The organism is Magnetococcales bacterium (assembly GCA_015231175.1).
GTDB lineage: Bacteria > Pseudomonadota > Magnetococcia > Magnetococcales > DC0425bin3 > HA3dbin3.
Genome location: JADGBZ010000009.1, coordinates 20,663 through 38,852, shown reverse-complemented (window position 1 = coordinate 38,852; position 18,190 = coordinate 20,663). Strand labels below are relative to the sequence as shown.

The window sequence follows — 18,190 nt, the reverse complement described above, 5'->3', positions numbered from 1 at the left end:
TTCTTGGCGGGGTTGTGGATGCGGTGTACTGCTCTTCTGTCGTGGGGGTGGGAAATGGATGGTTTGGCTGGTATTGAAAATGCTCATTCAGGCGCGTATCATCCCCTTTTGTGGCTGGTCGGGGTTTGTGGGGCGGTGTGCTTCTTCTCCCGCGTTGCCTGGCTCATCATGGGCTTCGGTCAATGACCAGTCGCTGTCGGTGTCGGTTTGGTTATGGGAAATACCTTGGAGTTTTGGAAACATGTCTGCTGAATTGGGTGATATTTTGCGGGATCTGATAGGCAAGGAGAGGCTGCCGGCCTTGGCCATCAGCGCCAATGGTTTTGCCTTCGACCCCCGCTCCGGGCAGAGCTTTACCGTCAATCATACCGGTGTGGACACCGTGGAGTTGTTGCTGGCGAACGGCAGTGTGGAGAACACGGTTGCCGAGTTGGCCAAAAGGTATGATGTTCCGGGTGATGTGGTCCTGGGTGCTGTTGAGGTGTTTATTCGGCAATTGGCCCGGTACCTGGCATGATACCTTTCAAAAAGGGTCATGCCGACTGGCGCCGCTGGACCATCGGCATCACCGGAATGAACGCCCGCCCCGACAATCCGGGGCCCGGGTTGGCGGTCGGAAGGTGCCTGCGCGAGGTGATGGGGTTTACCGGGAGGCTGGTTGGCTTGGGGTATGAGGTTTTGGACCCTGGCCTTTACAGTGGTGCCATCTTCGATGCTGGTTATCTGCTCCCTTATCCCTCCTGTGGCAGTGAAGGGCAGTTGGAGCGTCTGCTGGAAATTCATGCCGCCGAACGCCTGGATGTGGTCATCCCCTGTCTGGACGCTGAATTGAGCACCTTTGCCCACAACGAAGCGCTACTGGCTGCGTCGGGCATGCGCATGCTGCTTCCCACGTTGGAGCAGTTGCGGGAGCGGGCCAAGGATAACCTGGGTATTCTGTGCCGCAAACTGGGTCTTGACACCCCCGAGACACAGAAAGTCTCCGATGTCGCCTTTTTTGATCGTTGTCGGGATGAGGGTTGGGAATATCCCCTGGTGGTGAAGGGTGTCTATTATGACGCTGTGGTCGCCGATACCCCCGAGGAGGCCAAGTCTGCGTTTCATCGCATTGCACTGAAGTGGGGATATCCGCTTCTTGTCCAGAAGTTTGTGGGTGGCTACGAGATCAACTTGACTGCCGTTGGCGACGGTCGGGGGGAGATGCTCGGTCCGGTGATGATGCGTAAGCGGGCGTTGACCGACAAAGGCAAGGCCTGGGCTGGCATTTCCATCGATGACCAGGAGTTGGAAGAGTTGGGCCGCACCATCATCTCCGGCCTCCGTTGGCGTGGTCCGTTGGAGGTGGAGGCCTTGCGTGCGACCGATGGCCGCCTCTATCTGATCGAAATCAATCCACGCTTCCCTGCCTGGGTCTATCTGACCCACGGAGTTGGGTGCAACCTGCCACAGGTGGTGCTGCGCCTGCTCGCTGATGACCGGCCAACCGATATGCCCCGGCCACGTCCCGGTACCCTGTTCATTCGTTACGCCGAGGAGTTGATCACATCGTTGGAACAGTTCCAGGCCATGATGGTGAATGGTGTTCTGGTGACCCCCTGTGATAAAAACCGCGTTGCCTGAAAGTTTTCAGGGATACGCCTCGTTGCAAGTGACGATTCGGGTCACCATTCAGCACCTTTTCAAGAAAGGCTTGGACATGAAAGCTTTTGTCGGGGCTTTGCCCCGAACCCCACCAGGACGCCGTCCTGGTCTTGCCAGGGAGCCAGCCCCCTGGACCCCGATTCGTTACCGGACACCGAAGCGACCAGGGAGCGCAAGTTGAGTATGGCCAAAGATGTCGATATCCCGCGTGGTTGGGAACCTCCCTATATCACTCCCCATCGGCACGACAACAGCAAGTTTGGCCGTCGGGCTGCCCGGGATAATTGTTGGCAGCAGATCGATGGCATCGATGTGGAGTACCTGCTGTCGCGTTTCGGCTCGCCTCTGTTCATCGCCTCCGAGCGGCGGTTGCGGGACAATGTGCGCCGGGTGCGGGGCGCTTTTGAGCGACACTACAGTCCCGTGATCCATGGCTGGTCCTACAAGACCAACTATATCAGCGCCGTTTGCAATATTGTGCATCAGGAGGGATCCTGGGCCGAGGTGGTTTCGGCCTTTGAATACGAAAAGGCCCGCTCTCTTGGCGTGCCTGGCGAGCGCATCATATTCAACGGTCCGAACAAGCCGCGTGCCATTTTGGAACGTGCCATCAGCGAGGGTGCGCGGCTGCACATCGATCACCTCGATGAGTTGGAATTGATCGAAAGGATTGCCCGCGAGCGGGGTAAGGTGGTGCCCGTCACCCTGCGTCTCAATTTCAACACCGGCTATACCGATCCCTGGAGTCGTTTTGGTTTCAACCTGGAGTCGGGTCAGGCGCACAGTGCCGTGACCCGGATCAAATGCAGCTCCCATTTGCGGCTGACTGGCCTGCACAGCCATATCGGCACCTTCATCCTGGAGACACGCGCTTTTGCCGAGCAGGTCCGGTTGATGTGTGATTTTATGAAATCGATTGAAGCCGATGGCAAGATTGTCATCGATACCCTGGATATCGGTGGGGGGGTGCCTTCCCGCAATGCCCTGCAGGGCATCTATCTGCCCCCGGAACAGGCGGTACCGGCTGTGGAGGAGTATGGCGCAACGATCTGTGCGGCGTTGGAGGCCTCTCTTGCCGACCGTGCCGCCCCGCGTCCGACCTTGATCATCGAGAGTGGCCGCGCCGTGGTGGACGATGCCATCTCCTTGGCCACCACCGTGGTGGGAACCAAGCGGCTGGCTGATGGCCGCGCCGCTGCTGTCCTGGATGCTGGTATCAACACCATGCTGACGGCGTTGTGGTACCACCACCCGGTCAAGCTCACCAGACCCAAGCCGGGGGAGCCGGTCGATACCGTGTTGTACGGCCCGTTGTGCATGAACATCGATGTCATGCGGCATACGGTTCACCTGCCCCCCTTGAGTGTGGGGGACCGGCTTGTGTTCAACCCTGCCGGGGCTTACAACAATACCCAATGGCTTCAATTCATTGAATACCGGCCCGCCGTGGTTCTCATCCATACGACCGGCGAGGTGTCGGTGATCCGGGAGGCCGAAGGGTTGGACGACATGTGCCGGCACGACCGGCTGCCACCCCACCTGCGGACGCCGGTATGACGGTACCACGGGGTCAACACCCCGAGCGCCACCGGTTGGTGACGTCTGTTCTCCAGACAGTGGAAAATCACCCATACCGCCTCTTTTTGCATGAACTGGTCTATGGTTATGGCTCGTTCATGCTCTTTACCCGCCCGGCAGCCAATCTGCTTCTGGTTGCCTGCACCATGATGCGGCCCTGGGTGGGTATTTTTGGCATGGTGGGTGGTGTGGCCACTTTGTCGTGTCGCCGTTTGTTGGGGCTCTCTGCCGTGACGCACGGCGGGTTGGAAGTGGTCAATGGCATTCTGTCGGGCCTGTTGGTCGGCCTTTTTTTTGCGCCCGGCTGGAAGACCCTGGCCTTGGCCCTGTATGCCGGACCCCTGGCCATCCTTGTTTCGGCGTGGATGGGTGAAATTCTGCACCGTCGCAACCTGCCATTGTTGTCGGGGTCGTTTGTTGTGGTGGGAACCCTTCTTCTGGCCATGGGGCGCGCTGCGGCTCTGCCGTATGCCCCTTTGCCACCTTTGCCGGTTGCGCATCCATGGTTGCCGGTGCCACTGCATGAGTTTTTACGCTCTCTGGGGGGCATCTACCTGATGCGTACTCCCGAGGGGGGGGCCTTTGTCCTGGCGGCACTGGCGCTCTCTTCGCGTACCATGACGATGCTGGCCCTTCTGGCCCACCTCGTTTCCCAGTTGATCTTGATGGGTTTTGCCATTCCCGTGTCGGGACTGGCCGGGAGTGTCGCCGGGAGTGCCGCTGTGATGGCGGCCATCATGACCGGGGGGTTGTTTGCCATGCCCGGGATGCGGGCCGTGGCGGTTGCCCTGTTTGCCGCTGCTTGCGCCTGTGTCGTCAGCATGGCGCTGTTCAATGTTTTCTACTACATGTATTTGCTGCCATTGGCACTGCCCTATCTCTCGGTGACTTGGCTGGTGATGTTGACGTTACGTCCTGAACGGGGTGCGCTCTGGGCTCGTTATTGGATGGACGAGTCCCTGCCCGAGCGCAGCCTGGAGAGAAACCGTCAGGCCGAGGCCAGGGGGGTATCGCGGCACAGCGTTGCCCTGCGGGCCCCTTTTTTGGGCCGATGGCATGTCTACCAGGGATTTCAAGGCGCCCATACGCACCAGGGGCCTTGGCGACATGCACTGGATTTCCATCGTCTGGTGCATGGCCAGGCTTATCGTGGTGATGGTGCAGCCCTGGAGGATTTTTACTGTTTTGGCGAGGTTGTGCGTTCTCCGGCCTGGGGTCAGGTGGTGGCGCAACGTTCCGATCTGCCCGATTTGCCACCCGGAGAGGTGGATCCGGTCAATTGTTGGGGCAATTATGTTTTGCTGGCCATCGGCGGGGATGATCATGTTTTGATCGGTCACCTGCGCCAGAACAGCATCACGGTTGCCTGGTATGAGCACGTTGTGCCTGGTCAGGTCATCGGTCAGTGTGGCAATTCGGGCCGTTCTCCCCAGCCGCACATCCATCTGCATGTGCAGACCGGTCATGACCTGGGGAGTCCGACACGACCGTTTCATTTGAGCGGTGTATGCATCGGTCGGCAATTTCTCCTCGACAGCACCCCTACGGAAGGGGATCAGGTGACTGTACCGCATGTCGGCGCAGCCCTGAAACGCAGTTTGCACATCCAGATCGGGCGCCGCTTGGTCTATGTTGTCGGTCAGCGCGAGATGGTTTTGGAAGTGGATCTCGACCCGACAAACCATTTTGGCTTTGTGGCGGAGAGTGGTGCGCGTGTTTTGTTGGTCGAGACGGACAACCTCCTGGCACTTTACGAGCGTTTTGGCACTCCGGATACGGCCTTCGACGCCTTTGTCCTGGCCTTGGGGCTGACACCCTTGATCGAGGTTGAGGCCGAATGGCGGGATGCTCCGCCCACGGCGTTGCTTCCTCTGCCTCGGCGCCTTCAGGCATGGGCCTGGCTGTTGCCAGGGTTGGTGGTGGCCGAGAGCCGCTATCAGCGGGGATGGGATGGCACGAGCAAGGCTTGGCGGCAGGTGGGGGAGCATGCTCTGATTTTCTCCAGACGGACCTTGTGGCGATGCCGGAGCGAGGCTTTCATCCGTGAGGGGGTTGGGGTTGTTGGTTTTTCGTTGCATGGGGAAGGGGTTGGGGTCGATGCCCGATTGCTCCGGGTCGGTTTCAAGAGCGACAATGGTGTCGAGGGGTGGGATGAGGCGATATGAACGACGGCACCCGGCCACGCATGGGGGTCCAGGGAACTGGCTCCCTGGCAGGTCGAGGACGGAGTCCTGGTGGGGTTCGGGGCGAAGCCCTGACAAAGGCTTTCATATCCAAGTTTTTTTTGGAATGGTTTTGAATCGTTGTGATTGGAGTTTATGTCATGTGTGGCATAGCCGCCACCATCGGCATCCGGGATGCCGACACTTTTACGACCCTGTTTGGCGCCCTTGGACATCGCGGACCTGACGAGAGCGGCAGCGCCGAGGGCGAGGGGATCCACATCGGTATGCACCGTCTGGCGATTGTCGGACGGGTGGGCGATCCTCTTCCTTTGTGCGGCCAGGGTCGTTGGGTGTTGGCGTTCAATGGCGAGATTTACAACCACCAGGCCTTACGCCGCGAATTTGCCGATTATCCCTTCCGGACCAGGTCCGATGGAGAGGTCATCTTTCCCCTGCTGGCGCGGGACGGGTTGGCGGGATTGCAGCGCCTGCGCGGCATGTATGCGTTTATTCTGGCCGATCTGGCCGGTGGGGATTGGGTGGCGGTACGGGATCCCTATGGCATCAAACCGCTCTATCATGCCCGGTTGGCGGGGGGAGTCGCGTTGGCTTCGGAACTGAAGGCATTTGCCTCTTTTTCCTGCCAGCCGCAATTTTTGCCCCCCGGGCATTTTCTCACGGCGCGGGGTGGTGCACGATGGTATCGGTTTCCCGGGCGTTTCCCGACGTGGCGTCGGCCATCCCTGCGGCAACTTTTGGAGCAGGCCGTTGCTTCCCACCTGCCGGAGAGCGACCCTTGCGGGGTTTTTCTCAGTGGCGGGCTCGACAGCAGTGTCATAGCGGCCCTGGCTGCTCGGATCCGGCCAGATATCGTGGCCTACAGTGTGGTTTTGCCGGGTTCTCCCGATGAGGTTCCGGCAGCCGAAGTGGCGGCCCATCTGGGGATCCGCCATCAGGTCTTACGGGTCACGGAAGAGAAGGTGCGCACGGTTTTGCCTGATGTGATCGCCGCCTTGGAGAGCTTCAATCCAACTATGGTGCGCAATGCCATTCCACTTTATTTATTGTCGCAGGTTGCGAGCCAGGCCTGCAAGGTGGTGCTGGGTGGCGATGGAGCTGACGAGCTGTTCGCCGGATATGACTATCTGGCCCGGTTGCCGCCCCGGGAGTGGCCGCAGGCCATGGAGTACGGTTTCAACAACCTGCACCGCACGGAACTGCAACGAGTCGATCGGGTCACCATGGCGCATGGCCTTGAACTGCGTGTGCCCTTTCTGGATCAGGCTGTGGCGGAGAGGGCGCTCAACCTGCCCATGGAGGCCAGGTTGCGCCGTCATCGGGGGGAGTGGGTGAGCAAATGGGTCTTGCGGGAGGCGGCGGCTGGCTTGTTGCCACCTGCGATCCAATGGCGGCAAAAGCTTCCTCTGGTCGAGGGGAGCGGTGTTGCGGGATTCGATCTGGCCAGGATGCAGCCGGCTGGGGGTGGGGATGCAGCCGGCTGGGGGGGAGATGACCCGGAGAGCCGGGCATTTTTCCCCTGGTGGCGGACCTGTTTTCCTCTGGCCAACCCCAACCAGGCCATCTGGTCGGATGCCGGGAGATACCATGACTTTACCGGTTACCATGGGGAGCCGTTGCTTGCACTCTTTCGCCGCTAGTGGCTCAACCGTGTTGATTTGATGTGCAGGCAAGCCATGAATCGGGGTCCAGGGGGCTGGCTCCCTGGCTTAGTCCAGGGCAGCGCCCTGGTGGGGTTCGGGGCGAAGCCCTGACAAAGGCTTTCATTTCCAAGCTTTTCTTGAAAGAGTGCGGAATAGGCACGAAAAGTGAGCACTTCAAATCAAGTCGGTTGGTCCACTAGCCTTCGGTTATTCGCTTCGGCCACTTTGACGGGCATGGCCCAGCTGGCGCTTTGCCGCCACGGAGTGGCGGGGGTGTTGTTGACCCTTTGCATCGCCCCTTTTTCCTTGACGGCGTGCGGTTTGTCTTTTCTGGGGGCATGGGTGGCGACGCTCTGGCCCTTTTGGCGCCAGCGTGACCGCCGCTTGTTGGTGACCGGGTGGTATGGGGTCAATGGTGCTTTGTGTGGTTTTTTGGTGGCATGGCACTTTTCCCATCCGGTGGGCGCTGTGGTGTTGACGGTGTTGGCGGCCTGGCTGGCGGCCTGGTTGTTGGATGGCATGGTGTATCCTTGGGGAGATGCACCCATCGGTTTGTCGCCCCTGACCATTCCTTTTCTGCTCGTTGCCATGGGCCTGACCTGGGCGGTGTTGCCTGTGCAGCGGGGGATCGCCTGGGTTGATCATTTGTACCATCAGATGACGCCGCCGGCAGCCACGTTACCTCTCCCGCAGGGATCGTTGCATGCCAGGCCCGTTCAGGTCGAGCGGCTGACCAAGGCGTGGCAACTTTATGGCGAGAGGGGCTATCCACAGGCCAGGGAGGCGTTTCTTGCGCTGGTCACCGCTGCCCCGGAACAGGTAGAGTTCTGGAACGGTCTGGGGTGGGCGGAGTTCAAGCTGGCCAACTATTCTGCCGCTGGTCGGGCCTTCCGGCAGGCGCTGCAACGCGATCCCTGCCACGCTCATGCCCTGGATGGCCTGGGGTGGGTTTTGTACCAACACGGGAGTGATGTCGAGGCCCAAACGCGGTTTCAACAGGCGTTGCGCTCCAATCTGCACCTGGAAGATACCCGGAGTGGTTTGGGTTGGCTTGCACTCCGTTCCCGACAGGTTGCGGAGGCCCTCGCCATTTTTTCGGATGTGTTGGCCAGGGATGCCACCTCTGCACTGGCCCGGGAGGGGTTGGGTCGCGCCCTGCTCGCGGCGCAGCGCTGGCCGGAGAGTCAGAGGGCGCTGGGAGAGCTTTTGGCACAGAAGAGCGCCGGGGGTGCGGCGATCCAGGCTGTTGCGGATCTGCATCGGGCGATGCTGGTACACGGGGAGCGGATTGTGGTCGATCCTCGCGAATGGCAGGCGCTGGCGGAGTTCATGGGTTGGCGGGTTGGGGTCATTCCCGTTATTGCCGGTGTGGTGCTTGTCTCTCTGCCGCTGGCTGGTGGGATCAGTTTGCTGTTGACCGGGATCGGCATGGCCATCGTGGTCGCCCTGGCTGGTCCCGGTTCATTGTTGTGGATCGACCTGCATGTGCAGACAGTGGCCCTGACGGCCCTGCTGTGCAGCCGATCCCGGCATGTTTCCGGTTTGTTCAAAGGGGTGGCGGTTGTGGTGGTGACGTTGTTCAGTGTGGTGGTCTGGGTCGCCGCGCACCATGTTGGCCACTGGTTGCCACTGCTTTCGTTCAACGTTGCCGGTTTGATGTGGGGTGTGGCGGAAAGGTGGATATCTTCGCCCGAAAAATGCGTCATTTTGCAACATCAAACACGCCCAACCGTCTGAGTAGGAACGATTTTTTCGACTGATGTTTGTCCACGTAGGCGAGTACTCCATCCAGAAATTTGATGGCATCGACGATGTAGGGGCCTTTGTTGAGCATCACGCATTCGGCGCGTCCGCTCATGGCGGCATCGGTGACTTCGGATCGTGAAGGCCGCCCTGTTCTGGTCAGCTCTTCCAGCACCTGGGTGGCCCAGATGACCGGCACATGGGCGGCTTCGCAGAGGCATAAAATCTGCTCCTGAACCTGGGCCAGACGCTCGAAACCGACCTCGACGGCGAGATCGCCGCGCGCCAGCATGACGCCGACCGGCGGTGAGCGCAAAGCGGCCAGCAACAGTGCCGGGAGACGATCCACGGCTGAGGCATTTTCAATTTTGATGACAATGCCGATATGTTTGCCATGCATCTCTTTGATGCGTCGTTCCAGGGTGTAGATATCTTCCGGTCTTTGTACGAAGGAGAGGCTCACCATGTCGATCAAGGGGAAAACCACGTCAAGGTCCGCGAAATCCTTTTCGGTCATGGCGGGAACATGGAGTTCGGTGTCGGGGAGGTTGATGCCTTTTTCGGCCCGAAGTTTGGACCCTTTGGGCTTGGCGTAGGTGATCTCGACGGTGATCTCATCCTCGGTGACGGCCCGGGTTATGCCGCCGATGGTACCGTCATCCAACCACACCTGTTCTCCAGGTCGAATGCACTCGAAGACGGCATCCAGGGTACATGAGATGCGGGCGGGTTCCAGGATCTCTCCATCGCTGTCCCTGCGTGCCGGATGACCTGGTTCCTCCCCTCGCGTCAGGATCAATGTGTCGTTGCGTTGGAGCAGCAGGGGTTCCTGCACCTGTGGCACGCCAACGACGTGGCCCATGCCCAGGATGTGTCCATCCGCATCTCGCAGGGTGAGGGCGGCCCCTTCTGCCACATAGAGGGTATAGTCAGAGAGGGCCCAACACGAGCCTCGGTTGCACTCGCTGACAGTCAGGGTTCGTTTGCGGCCTCGTCGCTCCTCGATACCGATCAAGTGGCCGGGCCGGGCGTTGGCCAGCAATGGGCCCTCCACCCACAATTGTCCATCAGGGTTACCCCCGGGGGGGGGCGTGGGTGCGTTTGCCGGGGTGATCCAGATGCGTGCGGGTGCAACCAGGGCGCCATCGTAGGTTCGGCGCGGTTTGATCTTGATGACCGGATCCGGAAGGAGGATGGCGCCGGTGCGCAGTTTTGGCCCGGAGAGGTCGGCGAGAACGAGGCAGGAGCGACCGAGGGATTGCTCCGCAGCACGCAGATTGTTGACCATGGCAACCCACTCTTTGGGTCCGTCGTGGGCACAATTGATTCTGACAATGTTGACGCCGACTGCCAACAGGTTTCTGAGCAGATCCATGGAGTGTGCAGCTTCCGTCGGCAGGGTGACCATGATGCGTTCGGAGTGGTTGACAGGTTCTGGACCCAGGAGTTGCTTGGAGTGTTCGCGCAGCCGTCGCGGCCCCGATGTGAAATCGACCGGGGCATCATCGGGGTTGATGTGCGGGGGCGGTTGCTCGGCCAGTCGGTGCAAGGTTTTCAGCACGGCATTGAGGGTTGCCATGGCATGGGCTTCGAGTCGGCCAAGCGATGAGAGGCCGAGTGAGGAGAGCGCCTCCTGTAGTGTGCCGAGGTCATTTTGACGCAGCGCCAGATAGTGCAGCAAATTTCGTGCGCTTGGACGATCATTCGGTGTAATCTCCGCGACGGCCTCTGCGTGGGCCTGTTCGTGAAGCAGGCACCGCTGGCGCAGAGTGGAGACAGCCTCGATCAGACGATGGATTTTTTGCAAAGTTTCCGGTCTGTCCATGAACAATTCCTTGTCGACGGTTACCCTTTGCGCGCCAGAGACCACTCCGGCGGGGCCCATGGTCCCAGGGCCGCAAACAAAGGTGCCAGTTGCTGCTGATAGACGCGCCAGCGCTGCACGGAGGTTTGATACAGAGGTTGGCGCACCTGCAAGGCGCTGGCGGTCTGGATCGGCCTTTTGGTGTGATAAAATTCACGGCAGGCCGGGTGCCACGTCAATCCACAGAAAGCCAGCAGGTCGCGGATCATCGGTTCTGGATTCGCGATCAACTGTTCGTACCGGATCTCCCACATCCGGTTGGGTGGCAAGGCGCTGCGCCAATGGTCCATCAGGCCGGCATAGGCGCGATAGTGCATGCCCAGTTCGGTCAGGTCATAAGAGAAGGCCTGTCCATGGGTAAAATAGTTGGTAAAACAGGAGAGGCAGGTGTCGGCGGCATCCCGCTGGACATGAAGGATGCGTGCCTGGGGCAGGGCAGCCACTATCAAGCCAAGATATTGAAAGTTGCTTGGCATTTTGTCGGTGATCCACTTTTTGCCTTGTGCCGGCTGCGTCAAGGCTTGCAGGTATTTTTGGCCCAGTTGCGCCAACTCTTCCGTGGAGAGACTCTCCAGCCAGTCGGGCCAGGTTTGTTCGGGGCGGAGGTAGTGTTCATCGATCATCTTCCGAAAAAATTCCAGTTCACCCGAGGCGTGGACCAGGGGGTGACTGGCAAGAATCTGCTCGACCAGGGTGGTGCCGGACCTGGGCATGCCGACGATGAACACCGGAATGGGACCGGATCGCTCTTTCCTGGCATGCGTTTCGATCCACCTGGCCGTGCAACGGAGGGTGATGGCATTGAAATAACTTTGAATTTCCGTGATATGATAATCGAACTCCCTGCGTTTCAAACGGGCGCCTTGCAGGTAGTGCGAGAAGGCCTCATCGAAGGTGCCGAGATCCGCTTTGGCTTTGGCGATCGCATAGTGCAACTGGGCCATCTCTCCATCGGAGAGGGCCTCTTGTGACAACAGTTTTTCGATGGCCAACAGGTCCGGGTCGCTTTGTTTGAACCGTTTGGTGAAGGCGAGGTGACGGTGGGCCGCTACAAGATTCGGCTGTATGGCAATGGCCTGGCGGAAGGAGAGGATGGCTGCATCGGGTTGCCCCACATCCAGGAGGAGAACGCCCAGATTGTTGTGAGCGCCGGAGTTGTCGGGTTGCAGGTGCAGGGCCTGCCGATAGGCGGCTTCGGCCTCGTCGAAACGTTGCATATCCTGGAGGAGGGAGCCCAGATTGCTGAGGGCTTCGGCAAAGTTGTTCCGGCAGAGCATGGCCTGTCGGTAGGCCGCCTCGGCCTCATCGTAGCGTTTGAAAATTTTCAGAATATTGCCCAGATTGTTGTGGGCATCGGCGTGATCGGGCATGTGCAGGAGGGTTTGCCGATAGGCGGACTCGGCTTCGGCAAAGCGTTGGGTCTCTTGCAGGAGCGTGCCCAGATTGTAGTGGATATGGGCGAAATCCGGCCTGATGGCCAGGGCTTGCCGGAAGGCGTGTTCCGCCTCGGCGTAGCGGGCCTGTTTTTTCAGGAGGACACCCAGGTTGGAGTGCAGATCGGCCTGGTTGGGTCTGCTGCGCAGGGCCTGCCGGTAGAGGGCCTCGGCGGCCTCCCAGGCCTGCATCTCTTTCAGGAGGTTGGCGAGGTTGTTGCAGATATCTGCATCTTCCGGCCTGATCTGCAAGGCCTGCCGGTAGGTGGTCTCGGCTGCGGCAAAATTGTGCTGTTTGTGCAAAACGCTGCCCAGATTGTTCAGCGCATCCACATGGTTTGGGTGGTGGTGCAGCGCCTGTTGGTAGGCCTCTGCCGACTCGGCAAGGCGGTTTTGTTCCTGCAAAAGATTTCCCAGGTTGTAGAGGGCGTTGGCGTGATCCGGGCGGATGCGCAGGGCCTGTCGCAGGGCCAGCTCGGACGCCTCGAAGCGAGCCTGTTTTTTGAGGAGTACCCCCAGGTTGGCATGCAGATCGGCGTGGTCTGGTTGGTGGTGCAGGGCCTGCCGGTAGATGGTCTCGGCCTCGTCGAGACGCCCCTGTTCTTTCAGCAGGTTGCCCAGATTGTTGTGGAAGTCCGCATGGTTGGGCTTGAAGTGCAGGGCCTGGCGGAGGGCTGCTTCGGCTTCTTTGACAAGGCCGAGTTGTTTCAAAAAATTGCCAATATTGAAATAGGCATCGGCATAATCTGGCTTGATCCGGAGGGCCTGTTGCCAAAGGTCCAAGGCCTGCTGCGGGTTGCCCAACTGCCCATGGCAATAGGCGGCGAGGTTCAGCAGGTCGACATCCTGTCTGTGCGCACGCAGGGCGATCTCCGCCGTTGCCAAGGCTGCGGCCAGCTTGCCTTCGGCATAGAGGTCGAAGGCCGATTGTCGGACGGGTGTTGGCGACGAAGTGGATGCGTGCTGAACATGTCTTTGCCGAGCTTTGCGATGATCGGACATGGGTCAGGCTCTCCGGAAGCGATCTTTTAGCCGGCGTGTGCAGGTACTATCCTCGTCGGCCAGCCTCAATGCGTTCGATGAACTCTTTCAGGATGCGGGTATACAGGAGATCTTTGATGGCCTTGTCTTCGATGCCATGGTCGATATTGGGGTTATCGTTGACCTCGATGACGTGGACGCCACGGTTGTTGTGTTTGAGATCGACGCCGTACAATCCGGTTCCCAGCAGGGTGGCGGCGCGGCGCGCGGTTTCGACGACATCGGCTGGGGCCTCTTCGACCGGCATGGTGCGGAAACCACCTCCCGCCACCGAGCCGTCGGGCCGGTGGCGATAGATCTGCCAATGGTTGCGGGACATGTGGTATTGACTGGCGAAGAGCGGTCGACCGTTGAGGATGCCAATGCGCCAGTCGAAAGCCGTATACATGTACTCCTGGGCCAGGATCAGGCGCGACTCCACGAACAGGCGGGCGGCGTGTTCTTCGAGTTCGGTGCGATTGTTGGCTTTGTGGATGCCGCGTGAGAAGGAGCCATCCGGCACTTTCAGGACCATGGGATATCCGAGCCACTCCTCCATGGCGGTGATCCGTTCCAGATTGAAGAAAAACCGGTCCAGGGACATGGATTTTGGCGTGGGCAGGCCATGGCTGGAGAGCAGTTCAAAGAGAAATATCTTGTTGGCGCAGCGGATGATGGAGCTGGTGTCGTCGATGACCGGCAGTCCTTCCTGTTCGGCTTTACGGGCAAAGTGGAAGGTGTGGTGATTCAGGCCAGTGGTTTCGCGAATGAACAGGGCGTCGAACTCGGGGATGCGGTGATAATCCTTGCGGGTGATGAGTTCCACTTCCATGCGCAGGGCGCGTGAGACACGGATAAATCTCTCCAGGGCCTTGGGATTGGAAGGGGGAAGGGCTTCGTGGGGGTCATGCAGAATGGCCAGATTGTACAACTCCGGCACCCGATTGGCTTTGGGGCGGGCGGGGGCTCGGGTATAGCTGCGCAGGCTGGTTTCAAAGAAGGCCCTTTGCGCCGTGTAGACTTGATGCAATCCCAGGGGACGGATCGAGGTGATGGCCCAACGTTTGGTTTTGCGCCGGATGCGTATTTTGATGAGGGGGAAACGGAAGGTATCGAACAGCTTGTCGCCGAGGATGCGGAACCGGGCGTCGTCCACATGACCGAAAAAGACATGCAGAGAGAAATCCTGGCTTGGCGGGTCGGCCAGACGTTTCAGGATGCGGGTCAAGGATGCTTCCAGCTCCGGCAGGGCGAAGGCGTAGAGCTTTTTCCCGGAGAGATCCAGAATGTCTGCCATGGTTGGCATGGGGAGTTGCCGCCGGGCCTCGGCCAGGAGCGAGCAGTAATAACCGCCGCTCATGTAGTGGTAGTCGCGGCATAGATTGATGATGCGGCCAGGGCCGGCGGATTTGGCCTGGACCAGGGGTTGGGCCAGGAAGTCATCCGCTGTCAGAATATGAAAACCCTCGGGATTCCATTTCCAGTCCGGGCTTCGGTCAACGACGATGGTGTAACGGTGTTTGGTGGGAGTGCCCATGGTTTCAGTGTTTGTCATCCAGCCTTTTTTTCATGCGGTAGGCATCCTGGTGGTCGGCATAATAGCCGGCAAGGATCGCGCATGAGCGGTAGCCCAGGCCGTGGTAGAAGGCGATGGCTGGTGCATTGTCGACACGAACCTCCAAGTGGATACTTGTCAGTTGATGGGAGATGGCGATCTCTTCCAGACCGGACAGCACGATTCGGCCAAGGCCCGCCCGGCGCTCAGCGGGATGGATCGCCAGGGAATAAAGTCTGGCAGAGCGGGAGTTGCGGCGCAGAAGCAGCAGGCCGTAGCCCTGAATTCGTGTCGCCAACAGGGCGATCAGAGTGATGGCATGGCCACGCGTCAACAAGTGGCGGAAGTGTTTCCCGGCCAGGCGATCCGTCGCAAAACAGGCCCTTTCAATCTGTTCCATGTTGGGGATATCCGCCACGCAGGCAGGACGCAATTGGACCATGGTTGATCCGTCATCGGGAATGGGTAGCATGTCACGACTTACGCATCGCACACCGGGCGATAAAGATAGGCCTTCCTGAACCAACAGTCCACGGCGAGCTTGCGTTTGCATGCAGGAAAATGCACCGGCCTGGGAGGAGGGGCTATGGGCGAGGTTGGCGGGAGGATGCGGCGATCAGGGCAAAGCGTGTGCGCAAAGGGGTGCGGTTGTCGGAGAGGATATCCATGAGTTCGGAGAGCCGCCTGGATTTCATGATGGAAAACAACACAAATGCCACCGTTCCCAGGATGGTGAGGAAAAAATAACTCCAACGCAGCAGGATGGGTGCATTCGCTTCATCGATGATGTTCATGCCCAGAAAGCCGGTGGCCACTGTGCCGACCAGGCTGATGGTGGTGACGACAGTCAGGCGCACCACGGTGGTGGATTGGCGGCGTTGCGCGTCGCTGTCGAGATATTGGCTCATATCGCGCAACTCTTCCTTGACCTCGTCATAAAGGGCGTCGTTGCCCAGCCAGTTGGAGCAGAGGCGAAAGAGGCTTTGCATGTGTGGGCGTTCAGAGATTTCATGAAACCAGTAGCGATGGGTAAAACGCAGGAATGCATCGAAACTGGAATGAATCCGTTGCCGGAATTTGTTGACGGAGCTGGCTTGTTTGATATCCATGTCGTGGATGGCGTCGACCAGGCGGTCGGAAAAAATCAACAGGGCGGCTCGATGCAGGTGGGCAATCAGGAAGAGAATGAAGTATTGGTGCCGGAAATGGGCCAGGATGCCGCGATCGCTGTTGAGAAAATAGCTTTCGCGGGCATCGCCGACCACGATGAGGGCGCGTCCGCTGCACAGGTAGCGGGTGTTGGAGCCGGTATCGGTATTGGTCCAGAAGCGGTCGTAGCAATAGCGGATGTTGAATTCCGTCACGTCCGAATCGTGGATGGGAATGGGCTCTTCCGGGTGCAGGGTGGCGATGAGACCAAGGCGGATCCACTCTTCCCGGGAGATGCTGCGGGGGTCATCGACGGCGACATAGGCCATCAGTGGCATGCGGTGGTGTTCGATCTGCCGGTAACGGATCTCGCCCACCTCTTCGGAGGGATCCAGGGCCAGGGGGCGCAGCAGAAAGGCCCAATGGGATGACGAACAGGGCGCACGATGCCAACGGGTGAAGGAGAGAAATTTATCCCGGTTGTCGAAATCGGACGAGGCGATGCAATGGCCATCCGTCGCGAGCCACTCGACTTTGGCCGCGTTATGGACCCCCTGGCCAACATCGTCCCACCCTGTTGGATAGGCGCGTCCAAAACGATACATGATGTCGCGGACGGTGGTGAGAGGGAGGTGGCTGGCCGTCACCTCGACTTTGAGGAAGACGACATCGATGTCGTCAAAAAAATAGAGGCCAACGAAGGGGACTGCCAGCAGGATGGGGGCTGCGTCCGTATGCAAGGTCAGACGCAAGGCTGCCACGTCGTGCCTTCGGAATATTTTTAAGGCGGAGTCTCCCGGGGGATCCTCGGTGTGGGGCATGTTCAGGCTGCGGCTTTCGCCATAGAGAAAGCGCTGTACGTAAGGGGGGAAGGTGACAAACTCTTTGTAATACCTCTCCTGAAATCCCGGTCCGCCGCTGCGTTTGTTGCCGGTGAATTTGTTTTCGACCCGGCGCCATGGGCTGTCGCTTCGGTTTTGTTCCAGCAGTTCCCAGTGGTGCTGTCCGGCGTTGTCTGCCAGGGGCATCAATTGCAGGGGCCAGAGAATGATTTGGCGAAAGTGGTTGACCGTGTGTTCCGATTTCACCGTCTGGCATCCTGACAGGGCTGATGCTGGTGATCCAGGACGAACCCCTGATTCTCGTGCTAGCCGGTGTGTTTGTCCAGAGGAATTTCTGCAATGGGATGCATGGCCCAGGGTTCGGTGGGTGATCGTCGTGTTGCTCCGCATCCCGGGATCGTGCTATTCTGGCGGTGATGGGCTCTTGGTCCCGAATTTTCGTCCAGCAGTCTCTCCCTGTACCACTGGAATGCCCACGGCGGGTTACGGAGGATGGATGTGAAAAACCTCTGGTTGCTTCTCTTGGCCGGATTGACGTTCGGGTCGGGTGGCTTGGGCGGCTGGGCCTGGGCCGGGGAGGATGAGACCGTTGCCCGGGTACGCATCCGAAGTTCCGAGACCATGGCCGAGGCGCTTTATGGATGGGCCGAAGGGTTTCGTGCCGAGTATCCCGGCGTGCTTCTGTCCGTCGAGGGGAGGGGCGCCGATAACGGGGTTGCCAGCCTGATCAATGGCCATGTGGATATTGCGGCTTCCTCCCGTCCCATTCGCATCCGGGAGAAGCAATTGGCTGTCAAACGGGGCCATGACGAGCCGGTGGAGACGATTGTTGGCTGGGATGCGGTGGTTCTCATCGTTCATCCCGACAACCCCCTGAAGGGGGTCCATGTCGAGCAGTTGGGTGACATTTTCGGGATACACCCGCACATTCGGCGCTGGACCGACCTGGGAGTGACCGTGCCCGGTTGCGTAGGCCAGCGCCTCGGCCTGCTCAGCTTGAAAAACAAGTCTGGTACCTACGCCTTCATGCGGGATTTACTGATGCGGGACAAGCGGCGCATGGGCCGGGAACTGGGTACTTTCATGACCAGCCGGGATCTGGTCCAGCATGTGGCCTCCAACCCCTGCTCGATCGGTTTTACGGCCATGGCATTTGTTGGGGGCAAGGTCAAGCCGTTGTGCCTCATGCAGGGGACGGGCGGTTCCTGCCTGGCGCCAAGTCCAGAGACGGTGAATGCCCGTACCTATCCCCTGACACGCCCCCTTTTCCTCTATACCCTCGGAAAACCCAAGGGAGATGTGGCGACCTTCATCCAGTGGGTCATGGGGGTGACGGGGCAGCGGCTCCTACAGTTGGCTGGCTTTCAACCCAATCCGGTCAGCCGACCGTGAAACAGCCCGGCGCCACCGGAAAAAAATGGTTTGACCATTCGGCGTCCTTGCAAGAGAAACCGTAACTGTTTCAGTATTTTTGTAACTATTTGCCCCCCTTGCAGGAAAAGCCAGGATGTGAAAGCCTTTGTCAGGGCTTCGCCCCGA

General features: G+C 59.5%; 12 protein-coding genes. 7 read left to right on the top strand and 5 right to left on the bottom strand.

Translation table 11 applies throughout. The features are described 5' to 3' along the window. The first annotated feature begins 241 nt into the window (after nt 1–241). From HQL63_03555 to HQL63_03530, 6 genes are all read left to right on the top strand, one after another. Nucleotides 242–517, top strand: a complete 276-nt coding sequence (locus HQL63_03555; GenBank protein MBF0175909.1) for a PqqD family protein — start codon at nt 242–244, stop codon at nt 515–517. Then, nucleotides 514–1,620 carry an ATP-grasp domain-containing protein gene (locus HQL63_03550; GenBank protein MBF0175908.1) on the top strand — a complete coding sequence of 369 codons (1,107 nt, stop codon included), beginning with the start codon at nt 514–516 and terminating at the stop codon, nt 1,618–1,620. Before HQL63_03555 ends, HQL63_03550 begins: the two co-directional genes overlap by 4 nt. Nucleotides 1,621–1,824: 204 nt before the next feature. Continuing rightward, nucleotides 1,825–3,198, top strand: a complete 1,374-nt coding sequence (locus HQL63_03545) for an alanine racemase (protein ID MBF0175907.1) — start codon at nt 1,825–1,827, stop codon at nt 3,196–3,198. Continuing rightward, nucleotides 3,195–5,384 carry an urea transporter gene (locus HQL63_03540; protein ID MBF0175906.1) on the top strand — a complete coding sequence of 730 codons (2,190 nt, stop codon included), beginning with the start codon at nt 3,195–3,197 and terminating at the stop codon, nt 5,382–5,384. The genes HQL63_03545 and HQL63_03540 overlap by 4 nt, the downstream gene beginning before the upstream one ends. A 158-nt stretch (nt 5,385–5,542) precedes the next feature. Then, entirely contained in the window at nt 5,543–7,042 is a 1,500-nt protein-coding gene (locus HQL63_03535) for an asparagine synthetase B (GenBank protein MBF0175905.1), read from the top strand. A 237-nt stretch (nt 7,043–7,279) separates the two neighbouring features. Next, a complete protein-coding gene (locus HQL63_03530; protein MBF0175904.1) occupies nt 7,280–8,782 on the top strand; it encodes an urea transporter in 1,503 nt (500 codons plus the stop codon). Here HQL63_03530 and HQL63_03525 read toward each other — a convergent pair. The 5 genes from HQL63_03525 to HQL63_03505 form a co-directional block, all read right to left on the bottom strand. Further along, nucleotides 8,748–10,613, bottom strand: coding sequence for a pyruvate kinase (locus tag HQL63_03525; protein ID MBF0175903.1), 1,866 nt, complete (start codon nt 10,611–10,613; stop codon nt 8,748–8,750). The genes HQL63_03530 and HQL63_03525 overlap by 35 nt on opposite strands. Before the next feature lie 20 nt (nt 10,614–10,633). Next, nucleotides 10,634–13,087 carry a tetratricopeptide repeat protein gene (locus HQL63_03520; GenBank protein ID MBF0175902.1) on the bottom strand — a complete coding sequence of 818 codons (2,454 nt, stop codon included), beginning with the start codon at nt 13,085–13,087 and terminating at the stop codon, nt 10,634–10,636. Nucleotides 13,088–13,133: 46 nt separating this feature from the next. Next, nucleotides 13,134–14,642 carry a RimK family protein gene (locus HQL63_03515; protein MBF0175901.1) on the bottom strand — a complete coding sequence of 503 codons (1,509 nt, stop codon included), beginning with the start codon at nt 14,640–14,642 and terminating at the stop codon, nt 13,134–13,136. 4 nt (nt 14,643–14,646) lie between these two features. After that, entirely contained in the window at nt 14,647–15,132 is a 486-nt protein-coding gene (locus HQL63_03510) for a GNAT family N-acetyltransferase (GenBank protein ID MBF0175900.1), read from the bottom strand. A gap of 112 nt (nt 15,133–15,244) precedes the next feature. After that, the gene (locus HQL63_03505; protein ID MBF0175899.1) at nt 15,245–17,041 is read right to left on the bottom strand and encodes a hypothetical protein; all 1,797 of its coding nucleotides are present in this window, start codon (nt 17,039–17,041) and stop codon (nt 15,245–15,247) included. A gap of 102 nt (nt 17,042–17,143) precedes the next feature. Between HQL63_03505 and HQL63_03500 the strand changes: the two genes are divergently transcribed. Further along, nucleotides 17,144–18,043: a PstS family phosphate ABC transporter substrate-binding protein gene (locus HQL63_03500; protein ID MBF0175898.1), complete on the top strand. Its 900-nt coding sequence runs from the start codon at nt 17,144–17,146 to the stop codon at nt 18,041–18,043. The last annotated feature ends 147 nt before the right edge of the window (nt 18,044–18,190 follow it).